We start from the raw sequence: 17,556 nt of genomic DNA, 5'->3' as shown, positions 1-17,556 counted from the left end.
GTTCAGCCTGCCTGAACGCTGCCGCAGCCGGCCACGGATTCAGCGCCGTTGAACGGCCCGTTATCGAACCACGAATGGTCAGCGCCGCGAGCGCTGGACATACTGGCCGCATGTACCACTCGTCCTTCGCCACCGGCGAGGGCACCACCTTCCGATCCGATGAGACAAGACATCAACGCCGTGCAGCTCGGCATCGTCTGGCAGCGCCTCACAGGGCTGATGGACGAGATCGCGCAGACCTTCGTGCGCACCTCCTTCTCGGTGGTCGTGCGGGAGAACTGGGACCTCGCGATGTCCTTCATGGACGCCGAGGGCCGCGTCTTCGCGCAGTCCTCGCGCTCGATCCCGTCCTTTCTCGGCACCATGCCGCGCACGCTCGCGGCCATCCTGCAGCGGCATCCGCGCGAGACGCTGGAGCCGGGCGACGTGCTGATCTCCAACGACCCGTGGATGGGCACCGGCCACCTCAACGACATCACCATGGTGCGGCCGATCTTCCGCGGTGGCACGCTGATCGCCTTCGTCGGCTCCACCTTCCACACGGTCGACATCGGCGGCGCGCCCAACCCATTCGCGCGCGACTGCTATGAAGAAGGCCTGTGCATCCCGGCCCTCAAGATCATGCGGCGCGGCGAGGAGAACGCCGACGTGGTGGCCTTCATCACCGAGAACCTGCGCGAGTCCACGGAGACCCTGGGCGACCTGCGCGCGCAGTTCGCAGCCTTCGAGCAGGCGCAGAAGCGGCTGATCAAGCTGCTGGACGACGAGCGCATCGACGACCTGCGCCAGGTCACCGACCAGATCCTCGACCGCTCCGAGCAGAGCATGCGCGCCATGCTCGAGGCAGCGCCCGACGGCGAGTTCCACGACGAAGTGACGGCCGACGGCTACGACCTGCCGCTGTCCATCCGCTGCACCGTGCGCAAGAAGGGCTCGGACCTCACGGTCGACTACGACGGCACCACGGGCCAGATCGACAAGCCGATCAACTCGGTGATGAACTTCACCTTCGCCTACAGCGCCTACGCCATCAAGTGCGCCTTCGATCCGGGCTCGCCCAACAACGACGGGTCGCTGCGTCCGCTGACCATCCTCGCGCCCGAGGGCTGCCTGGTGAACCCGACGCGCCCGGCCCCGGTGTGGGGGCGGCATCTCTCGGGCCACTACCTGCCTTTCGCCATCTTCGGCGCGCTGGCGCAGATGATTCCCGAGCGCGTGGCCGCCGACAGCGGCTCGCCGATCTGGAACATCTACTTCAAGGGCAACGACAAGGTGCGCCGCAAGTTCGTCAAGATGTTCTTCATGAGCGGCGGTTACGGCGCGCGCGCCACGTCGGACGGGCCGGCCTGCCTGAGCTTTCCGACCAACGTGGCGAACAGCCCCATCGAGCAGTTCGAGACGCAGACGCCGCTGATCGTGACCGAGAAGCGCCTCATCACCGACTCGGGCGGCGCGGGGCGCTTCCGCGGCGGGGCGGGGCAGCGCCTGTCGTTCCGCTCGACCTCCGACGACCCGCTCACCTTCGTCATCCGCCACGAGCGCGTCAAGCATCCGCCGCGCGGCTTCCTGGGCGGTCTGCCCGGCTCGGCCGGCGTGGACATGCTCAACGGCGAGCGCATCGCGGCCAAGTCGGTCGTGGCCATGAAGAAGGGCGACGTCGCCACCTTCGAGACGCCGGGCGGGGGCGGCATGTACCCGCCGGGCGAGCGCCGGCTCGACGCGATCCGCAAGGACCTGGTCAACGGCATCGTGAGCCTGGCTGCGGCCCAGCGCGACTACGGCATCCAGGCCGACCGCTTGAGCCTGGCGGCCGGCAAGAGCGAAGCGAAAGCATCGGAAGTGTCGAAAGCATCGAAGGCATCGAAGGCAGCGAAGGAATCGAACTCGTGAACGCACAGGGACAAGACGCCCGCCGCTACCGCATCGGCGTGGACATCGGCGGCACCTTCACAGACCTCGTGATGTTCGACACCGAGGCCCGCATGCTGGTCAACGAGAAGGTGCCGACCACGCCCGACGACCCGTCGCGCGGCGTGCTCAACGGCATCGGCCTCCTGCTGCAGAAGAGCGGCGTGCAGGCGCGCGACGTCGACGCGGTGATCCACGGCACCACGCTGGTGGCCAACGCGCTGATCGAGCGCAAGGGCGTGCGCACGGCGCTGGTGACCACCGAGGGCTTCCGCGACGTGCTGCAGATCGGCCGCGAGTGGCGCTACGACATCTACGACATCGGCCTGCAGCCGGTCGATTCGCTGATCGATCGCTCCGCCCGCTACGAGGTGCGCGAGCGCGTGGGCCCGGAAGGCGAGGCGATCGCGGCGCTGGACGAGCGCCAGATGGAGGCCATCGCGCAGCAGCTCGCGGCCGGCGACTACGAGGCCGTGGCCGTGTGCTTCCTGCATTCGTACCGCTTTCCGGCCCACGAGCAGCGCGCCAAGGCCATCCTCGAGAAGCACCTGCCCCACACCACGGTCTGCATCTCCAGCGAGGTGATGCCCGAACTCGGCGAATACGAGCGCAGCGCCACGGCCGTGTGCAACGCTTACGTGCAGCCGCTGTTCCGCAAGTACATCGCGGGCCTCATCGACGGCATGCGGGACATGGGGATCGAGCGCGAGCTCTTCCTCATGCAGTCCGACGGCGGCACCGTGCATTACAGCACCGCGATGCAGTACCCGATCCGCCTCGTGCAGTCGGGCCCCGCCGGCGGCGTGCAGGCCACCGCGCTCATCGGCCGCCTGGCCGGCGCCGACAACGTGCTGTGCTTCGACATGGGCGGCACCACCGCCAAGGCCTGCCTGATCGAAGGCGGCGAGCCGGCCGTCACCACCGACTTCGAAGTGGCGCGCCAGGCGCGCTTCAAGAAGGGCAGCGGCATTCCGCTCAAGGTGCCGGCCGTCGACATGATCGAGATCGGCTCCGGCGGCGGCAGCATCGCGCGCATCAACCAGATGGGCCTGATCCAGGTCGGCCCCGACAGCTCCAGCGCCGTGCCCGGCCCGGCCTGCTACGGCCTGGGCGGCGAAGACGGCACTGTGACCGACGCCGACCTGGTGCTCGGCTACCTGGACGCCAAGGCCTTCCTGGGCGGCGACATGGCGCTCGACGAGCCGGCCGCGCGCAAGGCTTTGGCAGCGAACATCGGCCAGCGCCTCGGCCTGGACGACGTGGAAGCCGCCTTCGGCATCCACGAGACCGTCAACGAGACCATGGCGCAGGCCGCCAGCATCTACGCGCTCGAAAAGGGCCGCAAGGCAGCCGACTACGCGATGGTGCCGATCGGCGGCGCCGGGCCGGTGCATGCCTGCCACGTCGCGCTCAAGCTCGGCATCCGGCGCGTCATCTGCCCGCTGGGCGCGGGCGTGGCCTCGGCCTTCGGCTTCCTGGCGTCGCCGATGTCCTTCCAGTTCGTGCGGGCCGAGATCACGCCGCTGGCGCAGCTGTCGGCCGGCCGCGTGCAGGCCCTGGTGGACGAACTCGAGGCCCAGGGCCGCGCGATGTTCGAGGCCTCCGGCATGGGCAGCGTGAAGGTGCTGGTCAAGATCAGCGCCGCCATGCGCTATGTCGGCCAGGGCTACGACGTGCCGGTGCCATTGGACGATCACCGGCAGCCGCATGGCATGGCCGAACGGCTCGAGCGCGCCTTCGAAGCCGCCTACCGGCAGCTCTACGGCCGCATCGAGCACGACTCGCCGCTGGAGATCGTTTCGTGGCGCGTGGTGGTGATGACCGAGACGCCCGACATCACCCCGGCGGCCGTCGCGACCCTCGACGAACGCGGCGATGCGCTGAAAGGGCGGCGCCCCGTCTACAGCGTGACGAGCAAGCGCTTCGTCGACACGCCGGTGTACGACCGCTACCGGCTCGGCCCCGACACCGACCTGCAGGGGCCGGCGATCGTGGAAGAGCGCGAATCCACCGTGGTCGTGCCCGAGGGCGCGCGCGTGACCGTGGACGGCTACCGCAACCTGATCGTCGACCTGCCCGTGCAGGCCGTTCAATGAAGGCGCCCGCCATGCAGCAGTACCAGCTCTACATCGACGGCCAATGGCGCGACCCCGCCGGCGGCGAGTGGTTCGACTCGATCAATCCCTACACCGGCGAGGCCTGGTGCCGCATACCGCGCGGCAATGCCGAAGACGTCGATGCGGCCGCGCGCGCGGCGCACCGCGCCATGTACGACGGCGAGTGGGCGCGCATCAACGCTACCCAGCGCGGCCATCGGCTGCGCAAGCTCGGCGACCTGCTGTTCGCGCGGGCCGAACATCTGGCGCGCACCGAAGTGCAGGACAACGGCAAGCTGCTGGCCGAGATGCTCAACCAGTGCCGCTATCTCACCGAGTGGTTCCACTACTTCGGCGGACTGGCCGACAAGATCGAGGGCACGGTCCCGCCCATCGACAAGGCCGACGTTCTCAACTTCACGCGGCACGAGCCGATCGGCGTCACCGCCTGCATCACGCCGTGGAACTCGCCGTTGTTGCTGATGGCATGGAAGGTCGCGCCGGCGCTCGCGGCCGGCAACGCGGTCGTGATCAAGCCCTCGGAATTCACCTCGGCGTCGACGTTGGAGTTCGCGCGCGTCTGCGACGAGGCCGGCTTGCCGCCGGGCCTGGTGAACGTGGTCACCGGCTACGGTGCCGAGGCTGGCGAGCCGCTGGTCACGCATCCGCTGGTGCGCAAGGTCGCCTTCACCGGCGGCGAATCGGGCGGACGCCACGTCGCGGTGGCCGCCGCGCGCGACTTCAAGCACACGACGCTCGAACTGGGCGGCAAGTCGGCCAACATCGTGCTCGACGATGCGCGCATCGACGATGCGGTGTCGGGGGCGATCTCGGGCATCTTCGCGGCGACGGGCCAGACCTGCATCGCGGGTTCGCGCCTGCTGCTGCACGAGCGCATCCACGACGAGTTCCTCGGCAAGCTGCTCGAGCTGGCCGGCCAGGCCCGCTTCGGCGATCCGATGGATGCCGGTACGCAGATCGGCCCCGTCACCACCGAGCCCCAGTTTCGCAAGGTGGTCGACTACCTGCGCATCGCCAAGGAGGAGGGCGCGCGCTGCGTGATGGGCGGCGACGTGGCTTCGCAGCCGCCGGGCGCGCGGGGCTTCTTCGTGCAGCCCACGATCTTTGCGGACGTGACGCCCGACATGCGCATCGCGCAGGAAGAGGTATTCGGGCCCGTGCTGTCGGTGATCCGCTTCTCCACCGACGAAGAAGCGATCCGCATCGCCAACAGCACGAACTACGGCCTGGCCGCCGGCGTGTGGACCGAGAGCCTGCGCCGCGCGGTGAACTTCTCGAAGCAGCTGCAGGCCGGGACCGTCTGGGTCAACACCTACCGGTCGACCAGCTACACCACGCCATTCGGCGGCGTGAAGGCATCGGGCCTGGGCCGCGAGAACGGCATGGATGCGATCCGCGAATACCTGCAGACCAAGAGCGTCTGGTTCTACACCGGCGGACCGGTGGCCAACCCTTACATCCGCCGCTGACGAGCGCGCCGCAGAGAAGAAAAGCATGACGACAACGATGACAGTGGCCGAGGCGCTCGCGCAGGCGATGCAGGAGGCTGGTGTGCAACGCATCTACGGCGTGCCGGGCGGCGGCTCGTCGCTCGACGTGATCGAGGCGGCCGCGCAGCGCGGCATCGGCTTCACGCTCACGAAGTCCGAGAACGCCGCCGTGATGATGGCGGGCGCCCTGGCCGAGAGCACCGGGCGCCTCGGCGTGGCGCTCATGACCAAGGGCCCCGGCGTCGCCAATGCGACGAACGGCGTAGCCTATGCGAGCCTCGATCGCGCGCCCGTGATGGTCATCACGGACGGCTTCACGCCGCAGCAGACGAGCTACATCACGCACCAGGTGTTCGACCAGCGCGCCATGCTGGCGCCGCTGGTCAAGGGCCACGGCCGGCTCGACGGCGAAGACGCAGGCGCGGAGATTCGCCGGCTGGTGGCGCAGGCCTGCACGGCGCCTTGCGGCCCGGTGCATCTGGAACTCACCAGCGCGGCGGCCCGCAAGCCGCTGGCCCGGCCGATGCCGGACGCCGCGCCGGCATGGCGCGAGCTGGCCGATGCGATGCGGGTGGAAGAGGCCGCGGCGATGATCGCGAAGGCGCGGCGCCCGGTCATCGTCGCGGGGCTCGAAGCGCGGCGTGCGGCCCCGCAGCTGCGCGCACTGGCCGAGCGGCTGTGCTGCCCCGTGCTGCCCACCTACAAGGCCAAGGGCGTGCTGCCCGATCGGCACGAACTGGTGACGGGCGTGTTCACCGGCGGGGCGCAGGAGCAGGAATGCGTGCGCCAGGCCGACCTGATCGTGCTGGTGGGCATGGACCCGGTCGAGCTGATCCTGCAGCCGTGGCCCTACGAGACGCCGGTGCTCGACATCGGCACGCATGCCTACCCGGTGCACTACGTGACGCCCGCGTTCGGCGTGTACGGCGACCTGCCGGCGAGCCTCGAAGCGCTCGGCGTCCACGGCCTCGCGGCGAGCACGTGGGAGCCCGGCGAGATCGCCCGCCTGCGCAGCAACGTGCAGCGCGCGCTGGCCTACGGGCCGGTGTCGCAGGGCGTGGCGCCCGACAGGCTGGTGCAGCTCACCGCGCAGGCCTGTGCCGAGGCCGGTTGGCGACCGCGCCTGGCGGTCGATGCCGGTGCCCACATGTTTTCGGCCACTGCCTTCTTCCCCTGCGAGGCGCCGGGCGACTGCCTCATCTCGAACGGCCTGGCCTCGATGGCCTTCGGCGTTCCCGCCGCGATCGCGGCGGCGCTCGAAGACCCATCGCGCCCGGTGGTCTGCTTCACCGGCGACGGCGGCTTGATGATGTGCATGGGCGAGCTGTGCACGGCGGTCGAGGCCGGCGCGCGAATCCTGGTGGTGGTGTTCAACGACGGCGCGCTGTCGCTGATCGACGTGAAGCAGCAGAGCCGCCAACTGCCCACGCGCGGCGTGCGCTGGGGCCGGCACGACTTCGCGAAGGTGATGGAAGGCGCAGGCGGCGCAGGCTGGCGCGTGCGCGACGAAGACGGGCTGCGCGCCGCGCTGAAGCATGCGCTGGGCTGCCAGGGGCCGGCGCTGATCGACGTCGAGGTCGAGCCGGCGGGCTATGCACAGCAGCTCAAGGCCATGAGGGGCTGAGAGGCTGAGAGGCTGACGCATGGCCGCCAACGGGCATGCATGTTGCGGTCGGCGAGGCTTGCTTCGCCATTCACTGGAGGTTTCCCATGTCGATGTCTCGCCGCCGGATGATGGCGCTTTCCGCCGCCGGCCTCGCCGGCCTGCCGCACCTGGGCAGTGGGGCTGCAGAGGCCTTTCCGTCTGCATCGAAGACGGTCACGATCCTGGTCGGCTTCGCGCCAGGCGGCGGCGGCGACACCTGGAGCCGCTGGATGGCCGACTATCTGCGCGCGCGCTGGAAGACGACCGTGGTGGTGGAGAACAAACCCGGCGCAGGCGGCACCATCGTGGCCGGCCTGCTCGCACGCGCCAAGCCCGACGGCTACACCGTCGCGCTGGCCACCTCCAGCCCGTTCACGGTGGCGCCTTACCTGCAGAAGCTGCCTTACGACCCGGTGGCGGACTTCCGCTATCTGTTCCAGTACCTGGTCAGCGCGCAGCCCTTGTTCGTCAAGGCCGATGCGCAGTGGACGTCGATGCAGGAACTCATGGCCTGGGGCAAGGCCAACCCCGGCAAGCTGTTCTGGTCGACCGCGGCCACCAACGGCGCCACGCACATCTCGACCGCGGCCGCGTTCCAGGCCGCGGGCATCGACGCCACTTATGTTCCCTACAAGGGCGGTGCCGATGCCATGTCGGCGTTGCTCGGCGGCCAGATCCAGGCGCTGGTCGCGGCCGAGTTTCCGCCCTTCGCCGCGAGCGGGCGCGTGCGGCTGCTGGCGGAAAGCGGGCCCGACAAGATCCCCGGCTATCCCGACGTGCCCACGTACAAGGAGCTTCAGTTCCCGGTCTCGGTGCCGATCTTCTACGGCATCGCGGGCCCGGCCGGCATGCCCGAGGACGCAGTGAAGGCCTGGGAAGCCGCCGGGCGCGACATGGTGGCCGAAGCAAGCTTCAGGGAGATGCTCGGCAAGCTCTCCGGCACGGGTGCGTACATGGACGCCACGGCCTTCGGCCGCACCATCGCCGACGTGAACCGCAAGATGGCGAAGCTCGTGCCCGGCCTCAAGCTCGGCAACTGATTCGTCGCCAGGCGTTCGGCCAACCCGCCAATCCATCCATCCACGCACATAAGGAACGACCCAGCATGTGGACCCCTGATTGGGTGCTGTCGGACGGCGAGATCATTCGCCATGCCGACGCGAAGATCCATCCCCTCTCGCTCGCCGTCACCTACGCCACCACCGTCTTCGAAGGCTTGCGCGCCTACCGTCGCCCCGAAGATGGCAGCTACAGCTTCTTCCGCCTGCGCGAGCACATCGAGCGCCTGCAGGTGGGCATGAAGGTGATGCGCTTCGACCGGCGCATCGAGGTCGACGAGATGCAGGAAGCCCTGTCGCGCCTGGTGCGCGCGAACTCACCCGACACCGACGTGTACATCCGCCTGCTCGTCTTCATCTCGGGCACCGGCCTGATGGCGACGAAGGGGCCAGTCAGCTACTTTGCGGTGGCCCAGCCGCGCGACAAGCCGAAGTTCGCGGAGACCGGCATGCAGCTCGGCGTGAGCTCGTGGAGCCGGCTCTCCGACAACGCGAGCCCGCCCCGCATCAAGGCCACGGCCAATTACCACAACGCCCGGCTCACGCAGCTTCAGGCGCAGGCCGACGGCTACGACGGCGCGCTCATGCTCACGCCGCAGGGCAAGGTGTCCGAGGCGCCGATCGCCTGTTTCTTCATGGTGCGCGACGGCGAGCTGATCACGCCGGGGCTGGGCAGCAACATCCTGGAGAGCGTGACGCGCGATTCGATCATCCGGCTGTACGAACGCCGCTTCGGCCGGCCGGTGATCCAGCGCGACGTCGACCGCAGCGAGCTGTACTTCGCGCAGGAGGCTTTCCTCTGCGGCACCGGGCAGGAGATCATTCCCGTGGTCGGCATCGATCGCTTGCCGGTCGGCGACGGCAAGCCCGGCGAGATCACGCGGCAGGTGCAGGCCATGTACTTCGACTGCGTGCGGCGGATGGTGCCGGACGAGTGGGGCTGGCACACGCCGTTGACCTGAGACGCGCCGGCGCGCCGGCGGGCTACTCGTGCGCGACCTCGCCCACCAACGCGCGTACCTGCTGGCGCAGGTGTTCGATCAGCAGCTCGCTCGACCGCGGCAAGGTGTGCGAGCGCAGGCGCACCAGGCTGATGTCGCGCCGGGCCCATGGCTCGTCGAGCGCCATCACGCGCAGCCGCTTCAGCCCGTACTGCTGCGCACAGATCAGCGGCACCACCGCCACGCCGGCGCCGGCTTCGACCATGCGGCACACCGCGTCGAAATTGCCGACCTGGATGCGCAGGTTGATGCGCTTGCCCAGCTGCCGCGCGATGCCGTCGACGAAGCTGTGGATCGAGTTGTGCTGGTTGAGGCCGACGAAGGGCGTGCTGTCCAACAGCTCGGCCAGACGCACCGGACCTTCCTTGCGCGGACCGAGCAGCGGCGAGCCGATCAGCACCAGCTCGTCGCGGTAGAGCGGCAGCACGTCGAGTTCTTCGGGCATCACGTGCCCCGCCACCATCGCGATGTCGGCCGCGCCCTTGACCACCGCCACCGCGGCTTCGCGCGAGCTGCACTCCTCCAGCTCGATGTCGATGTCGGGATGCTCCGCCAGAAAGGCCGACAGCGCGCCGGGCAGGAAGGTGCTGGCTGCCGTGCTGTTGGCGAGCAGGCGCACGCGCCCCTTCACGCCGCTGGCGAAAGGCTGCATCGCCGAATGCATGCATTCGAGCTGGTTGAACACCATGCGGATGTGCTCGAGCATGCGTTCGCCGGCCGGCGTAAGTTGCACGCCCTTGGCCTGGCGCAACAGCAGGGGCGTGTGGAAGTTCTCTTCGAGCTGCTTGATCCGCATGCTGGCCGCGGGCGGCGAAAGGAAGGCGCGCTCGGCGGCCCGCGTGAGGTTGCGCGTCTCGCCCACGTGCAGGAACAGGCGCAGGTCGGTCAGGTCGTAGTGCATGCGAAAGCGATTGTGATCCACGCGGCATGCCGCCGCAGGATGCATGCCTGCGCCCGACGCGGCTATGCGGCGAACTGAAGCGCGGCCAGCCGCGCGTAAACGCCGTTCTGCGCCACCAGCGCGGCGTGCGTGCCGTGCTCGACGATGCCGCCGTGGTCCAGCACGATGATGCGATCGGCCTTTTGCACCGTCGCCAGGCGGTGCGCGATGACCAGCGTGGTGCGGCCCGTCATCGCCGATTCGAGCGCGGCCTGCACCATGCGTTCGCTTTCGGCGTCGAGTGCGCTGGTGGCCTCGTCGAGCAGCAGCAGCGGCGGGTTCTTCAGCATGGCGCGTGCGATGGCGATGCGCTGGCGCTGGCCGCCCGACAGGCGCACGCCGCGCTCGCCGAGGAAGGTGTCGTAGCCCTCGGGCAGCGCGCGCAAGAAGCCGTCGGCGAATGCGGCGCGCGCGGCGGCGTGGACCTCGTCCGTGCTGGCATCGGGTCGGCCGTAGCGGATGTTCTCGAGTGCGCTGGCCGAGAAGATCACGGCGTCTTGCGGCACCAGGCCGATGCGGCCACGCAGCGCTTCGAGGCCCAGCTCGGCCAGCGGCACGCCGTCGAGCAGGATGCGGCCCGACTGCGGGTCGTAGTAGCGCAGCAAGAGCTGGAACACCGTGCTCTTGCCGGCGCCGCTCGAGCCGACCAGGGCCACCGTTTCGCCCGGTGCGATGTCGAGGCTGAAGTCGCGCAGCGCCGGCATGCCGGGCCGCGAAGGGTAGTGGAAGCCGATGCCTTCGAAGCGCACCGCGCTGCCCGCCGCCGGCACTGCAGCCTGCGTCGGCCGGGCCGGCGAGACGATGACCGGCGGCGCGTGCAGCAGCTCCATGAGCCGTTCGGTGGCGCCGGCCGCGCGCAGAAGCTCGCCGTAGACCTCGCCCAGCACCGCGGCCGCGCTCGCGAGGATGATCACGTACACCACCGTCTGTCCCAGGTGCCCGGCCGTGATGTCGCCTCGCAGCACGGCCTGCGTGCCCTGGTACAGCCCCCACAGCAGGGCGGCCGAGGTGGCGATGATGATGAAGGCCACCAGCACCGAGCGCGCCTTCGTGCGGCGCACCGCGGTGCGGAAGGCATCGGCGGTGGAGGCATCGAAGCGGGCGGCCTCGCGCGGCTCGGCCGTGTAGCTCTGCACCACGGGAATCGCGTTCAGCACTTCGGCTGCGATGGCGCTCGAGTCGGCCACGCGGTCCTGGCTCGCGCGCGAGAGCTTGCGCACGCGCCGGCCGAACCACATGCTGGGCAGCACCACCAGCACCAGGATGCCCATCACCTGCACCATCACGTAGGGGTTGGTCCAGATCAGCATGGCCAGCGCGCCGACGCCCATCACGGCATTGCGCAGGCCCATGCTGAGGGACGAGCCGACGACCGTCTGTACGAGCGTGGTGTCGGTGGTCAGGCGCGAGAGCACTTCACCGGTCTGCGTGGTCTCGAAGAACACCGGGCTCTGGCGCAGCACGTGGGCGTACACCGCATTGCGCAGGTCGGCCGTGACGCGTTCGCCGAGCCAGCTCACCGTGTAGAAGCGTGCGGCCGAGAACATGCCCAGCGCGATGGCGACGGCGAAGAGGGCCAGGAAGTGGTCGCGCAGCGCCATGGTCTGGGCGCCGCGGTCGGCCACGATCAACCCGCCGTCGATGAGGCTGCGCAGTGCGATCGGAAACACGAGCGTGGTCGCGGCCGCCAGCACCAGGAACAGCGCGGCGAGCCCGATCTGGACACGGTACGGCCGCAGGAACGGCGCCAGGCCCGACAGCGACTTGGGAGAGGCCTTGGCGGCAGGGGCCGAGACAGGAGAAGGGGCAGGGGTAACCATGGAGCGCGCATTCTAACGAACGCTTGCCCTTTCAAAGGTCGCCTTGACAATTACTGTCGCGGCAACTATTATCCGCCCCATGCCTGCTTCCACCGATCCCGCTGTCGCCGATTCGCCGCCCGAACCGAAAGCGCGTGCGCCCGAGTTCTACAAGCCCGACTCGTACAACGCGGAGGAGAGCGTCGGCCACATGATGCGGCGCATCACCACGATGCTGGGCCAGACGGTGGGCAATCGCATGTCGGAGCCGAGCGGCCCGACCTTCCCTCAGTGGGCGCCGCTGTACAAGCTGCACCTGGGCACGGCCACCACCGTCGCCGAACTGGCGCGCGAATGCCAGCTCGACACCGGCGCCATGACGCGCCTTCTCGACCGTCTCGAGGCCAAGGGCCTGTGTCGCCGCGTGCGCTCGGTGTCCGACCGCCGCGTGGTCAACATCGAGCTGACCGACGAGGGGCGCGATGCCGCGCGCCAGGTGCCCCATGTGCTGTGTGGCGTGCAGAACGAATTGCTCGAAGGCTTCAGCCGCGAGGAATGGATGCAGCTCAAGAGCTACCTGCGCCGCCTGCTGGACAACGCCCAGGCCGTCTCGGCCCGTGGAGAGAACAATGACAACACTTCGAACTGATTCCACTCGACGCCCCATCGCGGCGCTTGCGGTGCTGGCGACTGCAGCGACCCTGTTCCTGGCCGGTTGCGCCGACATGGGCCGCAACACTTCGCAAGCCACCCTGCGCGATGCCGCCTCGCTGGGCCTGACCAGCGAAGCCGCGGCCATGGCCGCGCCCACCATCGACAGCCAATGGTGGCTCGCCTTCGGCGACGCCCAACTCAACGGCCTGGTGGACCAGGCGCTGCGCGGCAACCCCAACCTGCAGGTGGCCCAGGCCCGCCTCGAGCGCGCGCAGTCGGCCATCGGTGCGGCGCAGGCCGGGCGCCTGCCCAAGGTCGACGGCCAGCTCGACCTGAACAAGCAGAAGTTCAGCAGCAACTACATCTATCCCGCACCGCTGGGCGGCTCGCAACAGGAGCTGGGCACGCTGCAGCTCAACGCGAGCTGGGAGCTCGACTTCTTCGGCCGCAACCGCACCGCCATCGAGACGGCCGTCGGCAGCACCAACGCCGCCGCGGCCGATGCCGACGCCGCGCGCGTGCTGCTGGCCAGCAACGTGACGCGCGCCTACGTGCAGTGGGCCCGGCTCGACGACCAGCTGGCCGTGGCGCGCCGCACCCTCGCGCAGCGTGACGAGACCTTCAAGCTCGTGCGCGACCGCGTGTCGGCCGGCCTCGACACCAGCCTCGAACTGCGCCAGAGCGAAGGCGGCCTGCCGCAGGCCCGGCAGCAGATCGAGGCGCTCAACGAACAGATCGCGCTGGCGCGCAACGCGCTCGACGCGCTGGTGGGCCAGCCCGGCGCGACGCAGTCGCTGGCCGCCCCGCAGATCGCCAGCTTGCGCCCGATCGCGTTGCAGCCCACCATCCCGGCCGACCTGCTGGGCCGGCGCGCCGACGTCGCCGCCGCGCGCTGGCGCGTCGAGGCCGCGACCAGCGACGTCGCCAACGCCAAGACGCAGTTCTATCCCAACATCAACCTGGTGGCCTTCGCCGGCTTCTCGGCACTGGGCTTCGGCCAGCTCACCAAGTCGGGCAGCGAGCAGTGGGGCGTGGGCCCGGCGATTCGCCTGCCGATCTTCGAAGGCGGCCGGCTGCGCGCCAACCTGCGCGGCAAGAACGCCGACCTCGACGCCGCGATCGAGAGCTACAACGCCACGGTGCTCGACGCCGTGCACGACGTGGCCGACCAGGTCGCGAGCGCCCAGTCCGTCACGCGCCAGCAGGCCGAACAGGCCGAATCGCAGCGCGCAGCAGAAGCCGCCTACGGCATCGCCGTGCAGCGCTACGGCGCGGGCCTGGGCAACTACCTCAACGTGCTGACCGCCGAGACCACCGTGCTGGCCGAGCGCCGCCAGGCCGTCGACCTGTCGGCCCGCGCGCTCGAAACCCAGGTGGGCCTGGCGCGCGCGCTCGGCGGCGGCTGGCAGCCGCAGGCCGACGCCACCGCCGATGCCGGCACGACGCCCGCACGGCAACCCTGAACCCCTACATCGCGCGAATCCGAAGGACATTCCATGGACAGCAACAACAACACACCCGCCAACAGCGTCCCCAACACCGCTCCGGCCGAAGCGCCGGCCTCCAACGGCAAGCGCCGCCGCGCCCTGACGGCACTGGCCGCCGTCGTGGTGGTGGCCGGTGCCGGCTGGGGCGCGTACGAAGCGCTCGTGGCCAGCCGCTACGAAACCACCGACAACGCCTACGTGCAAGGCAACGTGATCCAGATCACGCCGCAGATCGGCGGCACCGTGATGTCGATCATGGCCGACGACACCGACCTGGTGAAGGCGGGCCAGCCGCTGGTGCAGCTCGACCCGGCCGATGCCAAGGTCGCGCTCGAGCAGGCCGAGGCCGCGCTCGGCCAGGCCGTGCGCCAGGTGCGCACGCTCTACGCCAACAACGGTTCGCTGGCCGCGCAGGTCACGCTGCGGCAGTCCGACATCGTCAAGGCGCAGAGCGACATCGCTCGCGCGCAAGACGACCTGAAGCGTCGCCAGTCGCTGTCGGGCAACGGCGCGGTGTCGAAGGAAGAACTCAACCATGCCGAGACCACGCTCGCCAACGCCAAGAGCGCACTGGCCGCGGCCCAGGCCGGCGTGGTGGCCGCGCGCGAGCAGCTCGCGAGCAACCAGTCGCTGACCGACGGCACCAGCGTCGAGCAGCACCCCAGCGTGCAGGCCGCCGCCGCCAAGGTGCGCGAGGCCTACCTGGCGACGCAGCGCGTGGCGCTGCCCGCGCCGGTCGAAGGCTACGTGGCGCGGCGCACGGTGCAGCTGGGCCAGCGCGTCGCGGCCGGCACGCCGATGATGTCCATCGTGCCGCTCGACCAGCTCTGGGTCGACGCCAACTTCAAGGAAGTCCAGCTGCGCAGCATCCGCATCGACCAGCCCGTGAAGCTGGTGGCCGACGTCTACGGCAAGAAGGTCGAGTACACCGGCCGGGTCGCGGGCCTGGGCGTGGGCACGGGCGCTGCCTTCGCATTGCTGCCGGCGCAGAACGCCACCGGCAACTGGATCAAGGTGGTGCAGCGCGTGCCCGTGCGCATCGCGCTCGACGCGCAGCAGCTCAAGGCCAACCCGTTGCGCGTGGGCCTGTCGATGGACGTGGAAGTCGACGTGCGCGCGAAGGCCGGCAAGATGCTGGCCGACGCGCCGCGTGCCGCCGCGCTGGCGCAGACCAAGGTCTACAGCCAGCTCGACCAGGGCGCCGACGCCGAGGTCCAGCGCATCATCGCCGCCAACCTGGGACGCGGCCCGGCGCTCGCCCGCCCCGCCGCACAGCCTCCCGCGGCTGCGCCCGCGGCCACGCCCGCGCCGGCCGCCGCGGCGTTGCGCCCGCACAGCTCGCACACCGCCCACACTGCACAGGTCAACCCGATCTGACGCGCCGCGACGAGGCAAGAACGATGGCAACCGCCGCAGCGGCTCCCGCCGCCTATCCGCCGCTGGAGGGCTCGGCCCGCGTCTGGGGCACGATCGCGCTCTCGGCCGCGACCTTTATGAACGTGCTCGACACGTCGATCGCGAACGTGTCGCTGCCCGCCATCTCGGGCGACCTGGGCGTGAGCTCCACGCAGGGCACCTGGGTCATCACCAGCTTCGCCGTCGCCAACGCGATCGCGGTGCCGCTGACCGGCTGGCTCACCCAGCGCTTCGGCCAGGTGCGCCTGTTCATGGCCAGCGTGCTGCTCTTCATCATCAGCTCGTGGCTGTGCGGCCTGGCGCCCAACATGACGACGCTGATCGCCTTCCGCGCGCTGCAGGGCTTCGTCGCCGGGCCGATGATCCCGTTGTCGCAGACGCTGCTGCTGTCGAGCTACCCGCGTGCCAAGGCGGGGCTGGCGATGGCGATGTGGTCCATGACCACGCTGGTCGCGCCCGTGATGGGCCCGCTCCTGGGCGGGTGGATCACCGACAACATTTCCTGGCCCTGGATTTTCTACATCAACATCCCCGTGGGCCTGCTCGCGGCCGGCATCACCTGGGGCATCTATCACAAGCGCGAAAGCGGCACGCGCAAGGTGCCGATCGACGGCATCGGCCTGGCGCTGCTGGTGCTGTGGGTGGGCTCGCTGCAGCTGATGCTCGACAAGGGCAAGGAGCTCGACTGGTTCCACTCGCCCGAGATCATCGCCATGGCGATCATCGCCGTGGTGGGCTTCGCCTTCTTCCTGGTCTGGGAGCTGACCGACAAGCATCCGGTGGTCGACCTGTCGCTCTTCAAGCGCCGCAACTTCTGGTCGGGCGCGCTTGCCACCGCGGTGGCCTACGGCCTCTTCTTCGGCAACGTGGTGATCCTGCCGCTGTGGCTGCAGCAGTACATGGGCTACACCGCCACGCAGGCCGGGATGATCATGGCGCCCGTGGGGCTGCTGGCGATCATCTTCTCGCCCATCGTCGGCCTCACGGTCGGCAAGATCGACCCGCGCCGCTACGCGACCTTCTCGTTCCTGGTGTTCGCGCTGGTGCTGTGGATGCGCTCCAACTTCAACACCCAGGCCGACTTCTGGACCATCATGATCCCGACGGTGATCCAGGGCGTGGCGATGGCTTTCTTCTTCATTCCGCTGGTCACCATCACGCTGTCGGGTCTCACACCCGACCGTATCGCGGCGGCCTCGGGTCTGTCGAACTTCGCGCGCATCACGGCGGGCGCCATGGGCACCTCGATCGCCACCACGGTGTGGGAGAACCGCGCCGCGCTGCACCATGCCCAGCTGGTCGAATCGGTGAGCCAGGGCAGTTCGGCCACGTCGAGCGCCATGGCCGGACTGGCGGCCAACGGCTTCTCGACCGAGCAGATCCTGGGGCAGCTCAACCGCCTGGTCGACCAGCAGTCCTTCATGCTCGCCGCCAACGACGTGTTCTATGCGTCGGCCGTGCTCTTCCTGCTGCTGATCCCCTTCGTGTGGCTGTCGAAGCCCACGCGCAGCCCGGGCGCCGCCGACGCCGCAGCCGGCGCGCACTGAACTTCGTCGATCCGGAAAGCCGCCGCGTCCCGTTCGGGGCGCGGCGGCTTTCACGCATCTGACAAATGGTTGCGGTGCAGCATAGGCATTTGCCCCAGTAGGCATTATTGAGATGGCTGCAAACAATGTGTCCAGCAGCCACATTGATGGCATCAGATGGACCGCATGATCGACCTTTACTCCCTGTACCCGGGCGCCCTCGCGAGATGAGCGACATCATTCTCGAGACCCGCCAGCTCACCAAGGAATTCAAGGGCTTCACCGCCGTCAGCAAAGTCGATCTGAAGGTGGTGCGCGGCTCCATCCATGCCTTGATCGGGCCCAACGGCGCCGGCAAGACGACCTGCTTCAACCTGCTGACCAAGTTCCTCGAGCCCACCTCGGGGACCATCCTCTTCAACGGCCAGGACATCACGCGCGAGCGCCCGGCGCAGATCGCGCGGCGCGGCATCATCCGCTCGTTCCAGATCTCGGCCGTGTTCCCGCACCTCACG

At 69.3% G+C, this 17,556-nt stretch carries 13 protein-coding genes; 11 read left to right on the top strand and 2 right to left on the bottom strand.

Features of this window, described 5'->3' with window-relative positions:
* Positions 1 to 159 precede the first annotated feature (159 nt).
* The 6 genes from B0W80_RS11065 to B0W80_RS11040 all read left to right on the top strand — a co-directional run bounded on the left by B0W80_RS11065 (position 160) and on the right by B0W80_RS11040 (position 9,180).
* Entirely contained in the window at positions 160 to 1,890 is a 1,731-nt protein-coding gene (locus tag B0W80_RS11065; protein ID WP_076999189.1) for a hydantoinase B/oxoprolinase family protein, read from the top strand.
* Positions 1,887 to 4,004 (top strand): hydantoinase/oxoprolinase family protein, encoded by a 2,118-nt coding sequence (locus B0W80_RS11060; RefSeq protein WP_076999188.1) that lies wholly within the window; start codon positions 1,887 to 1,889, stop codon positions 4,002 to 4,004. Before B0W80_RS11065 ends, B0W80_RS11060 begins: the two co-directional genes overlap by 4 nt.
* A gap of 11 nt (positions 4,005 to 4,015) precedes the next feature.
* Positions 4,016 to 5,494, top strand: a complete 1,479-nt coding sequence (locus B0W80_RS11055; RefSeq protein ID WP_076999258.1) for an aldehyde dehydrogenase — start codon at positions 4,016 to 4,018, stop codon at positions 5,492 to 5,494.
* 25 nt (positions 5,495 to 5,519) lie between these two features.
* Positions 5,520 to 7,139, top strand: a complete 1,620-nt coding sequence (locus B0W80_RS11050) for a thiamine pyrophosphate-binding protein (protein ID WP_179106888.1) — start codon at positions 5,520 to 5,522, stop codon at positions 7,137 to 7,139.
* A gap of 86 nt (positions 7,140 to 7,225) precedes the next feature.
* Entirely contained in the window at positions 7,226 to 8,200 is a 975-nt protein-coding gene (locus tag B0W80_RS11045; protein WP_179106887.1) for a tripartite tricarboxylate transporter substrate binding protein, read from the top strand.
* A 65-nt stretch (positions 8,201 to 8,265) separates the two neighbouring features.
* Positions 8,266 to 9,180 carry an aminotransferase class IV gene (locus B0W80_RS11040; protein ID WP_076999186.1) on the top strand — a complete coding sequence of 305 codons (915 nt, stop codon included), beginning with the start codon at positions 8,266 to 8,268 and terminating at the stop codon, positions 9,178 to 9,180.
* A 22-nt stretch (positions 9,181 to 9,202) separates the two neighbouring features.
* Here B0W80_RS11040 and B0W80_RS11035 read toward each other — a convergent pair whose 3' ends face one another.
* A complete protein-coding gene (locus B0W80_RS11035; protein ID WP_076999185.1) occupies positions 9,203 to 10,120 on the bottom strand; it encodes a LysR family transcriptional regulator in 918 nt (305 codons plus the stop codon).
* A 62-nt stretch (positions 10,121 to 10,182) separates the two neighbouring features.
* Complete coding sequence (locus B0W80_RS11030; protein WP_076999184.1) at positions 10,183 to 11,979, bottom strand: ABC transporter transmembrane domain-containing protein; 1,797 nt, start codon at positions 11,977 to 11,979, stop codon at positions 10,183 to 10,185.
* Positions 11,980 to 12,058: 79 nt separating this feature from the next.
* Between B0W80_RS11030 and B0W80_RS11025 the strand changes: the two genes are divergently transcribed.
* The 5 genes from B0W80_RS11025 to B0W80_RS11005 all read left to right on the top strand — a co-directional run.
* Positions 12,059 to 12,607, top strand: coding sequence for a MarR family winged helix-turn-helix transcriptional regulator (locus tag B0W80_RS11025; RefSeq protein ID WP_076999183.1), 549 nt, complete (start codon positions 12,059 to 12,061; stop codon positions 12,605 to 12,607).
* Positions 12,588 to 14,075, top strand: a complete 1,488-nt coding sequence (locus B0W80_RS11020; RefSeq protein ID WP_076999182.1) for an efflux transporter outer membrane subunit — start codon at positions 12,588 to 12,590, stop codon at positions 14,073 to 14,075. Before B0W80_RS11025 ends, B0W80_RS11020 begins: the two co-directional genes overlap by 20 nt.
* A gap of 33 nt (positions 14,076 to 14,108) precedes the next feature.
* A complete protein-coding gene (locus B0W80_RS11015; protein ID WP_076999181.1) occupies positions 14,109 to 15,476 on the top strand; it encodes an efflux RND transporter periplasmic adaptor subunit in 1,368 nt (455 codons plus the stop codon).
* Positions 15,473 to 17,062 (top strand): DHA2 family efflux MFS transporter permease subunit, encoded by a 1,590-nt coding sequence (locus B0W80_RS11010; RefSeq protein ID WP_256856547.1) that lies wholly within the window; start codon positions 15,473 to 15,475, stop codon positions 17,060 to 17,062. The genes B0W80_RS11015 and B0W80_RS11010 overlap by 4 nt, the downstream gene beginning before the upstream one ends.
* A gap of 206 nt (positions 17,063 to 17,268) precedes the next feature.
* Positions 17,269 to 17,556, top strand: a 288-nt coding sequence (locus tag B0W80_RS11005) for an ATP-binding cassette domain-containing protein (RefSeq protein ID WP_143684575.1), incomplete at its 3' end; no start/stop codon positions are given.

Source organism: Variovorax sp. KK3 (genome assembly GCF_001984055.1).
Taxonomy (GTDB): Bacteria; Pseudomonadota; Gammaproteobacteria; order Burkholderiales; family Burkholderiaceae_C; genus Variovorax.
The sequence above is the reverse complement of the archived record's forward strand: the minus strand, read 5'-3'. Positions and strand labels throughout refer to the sequence as shown.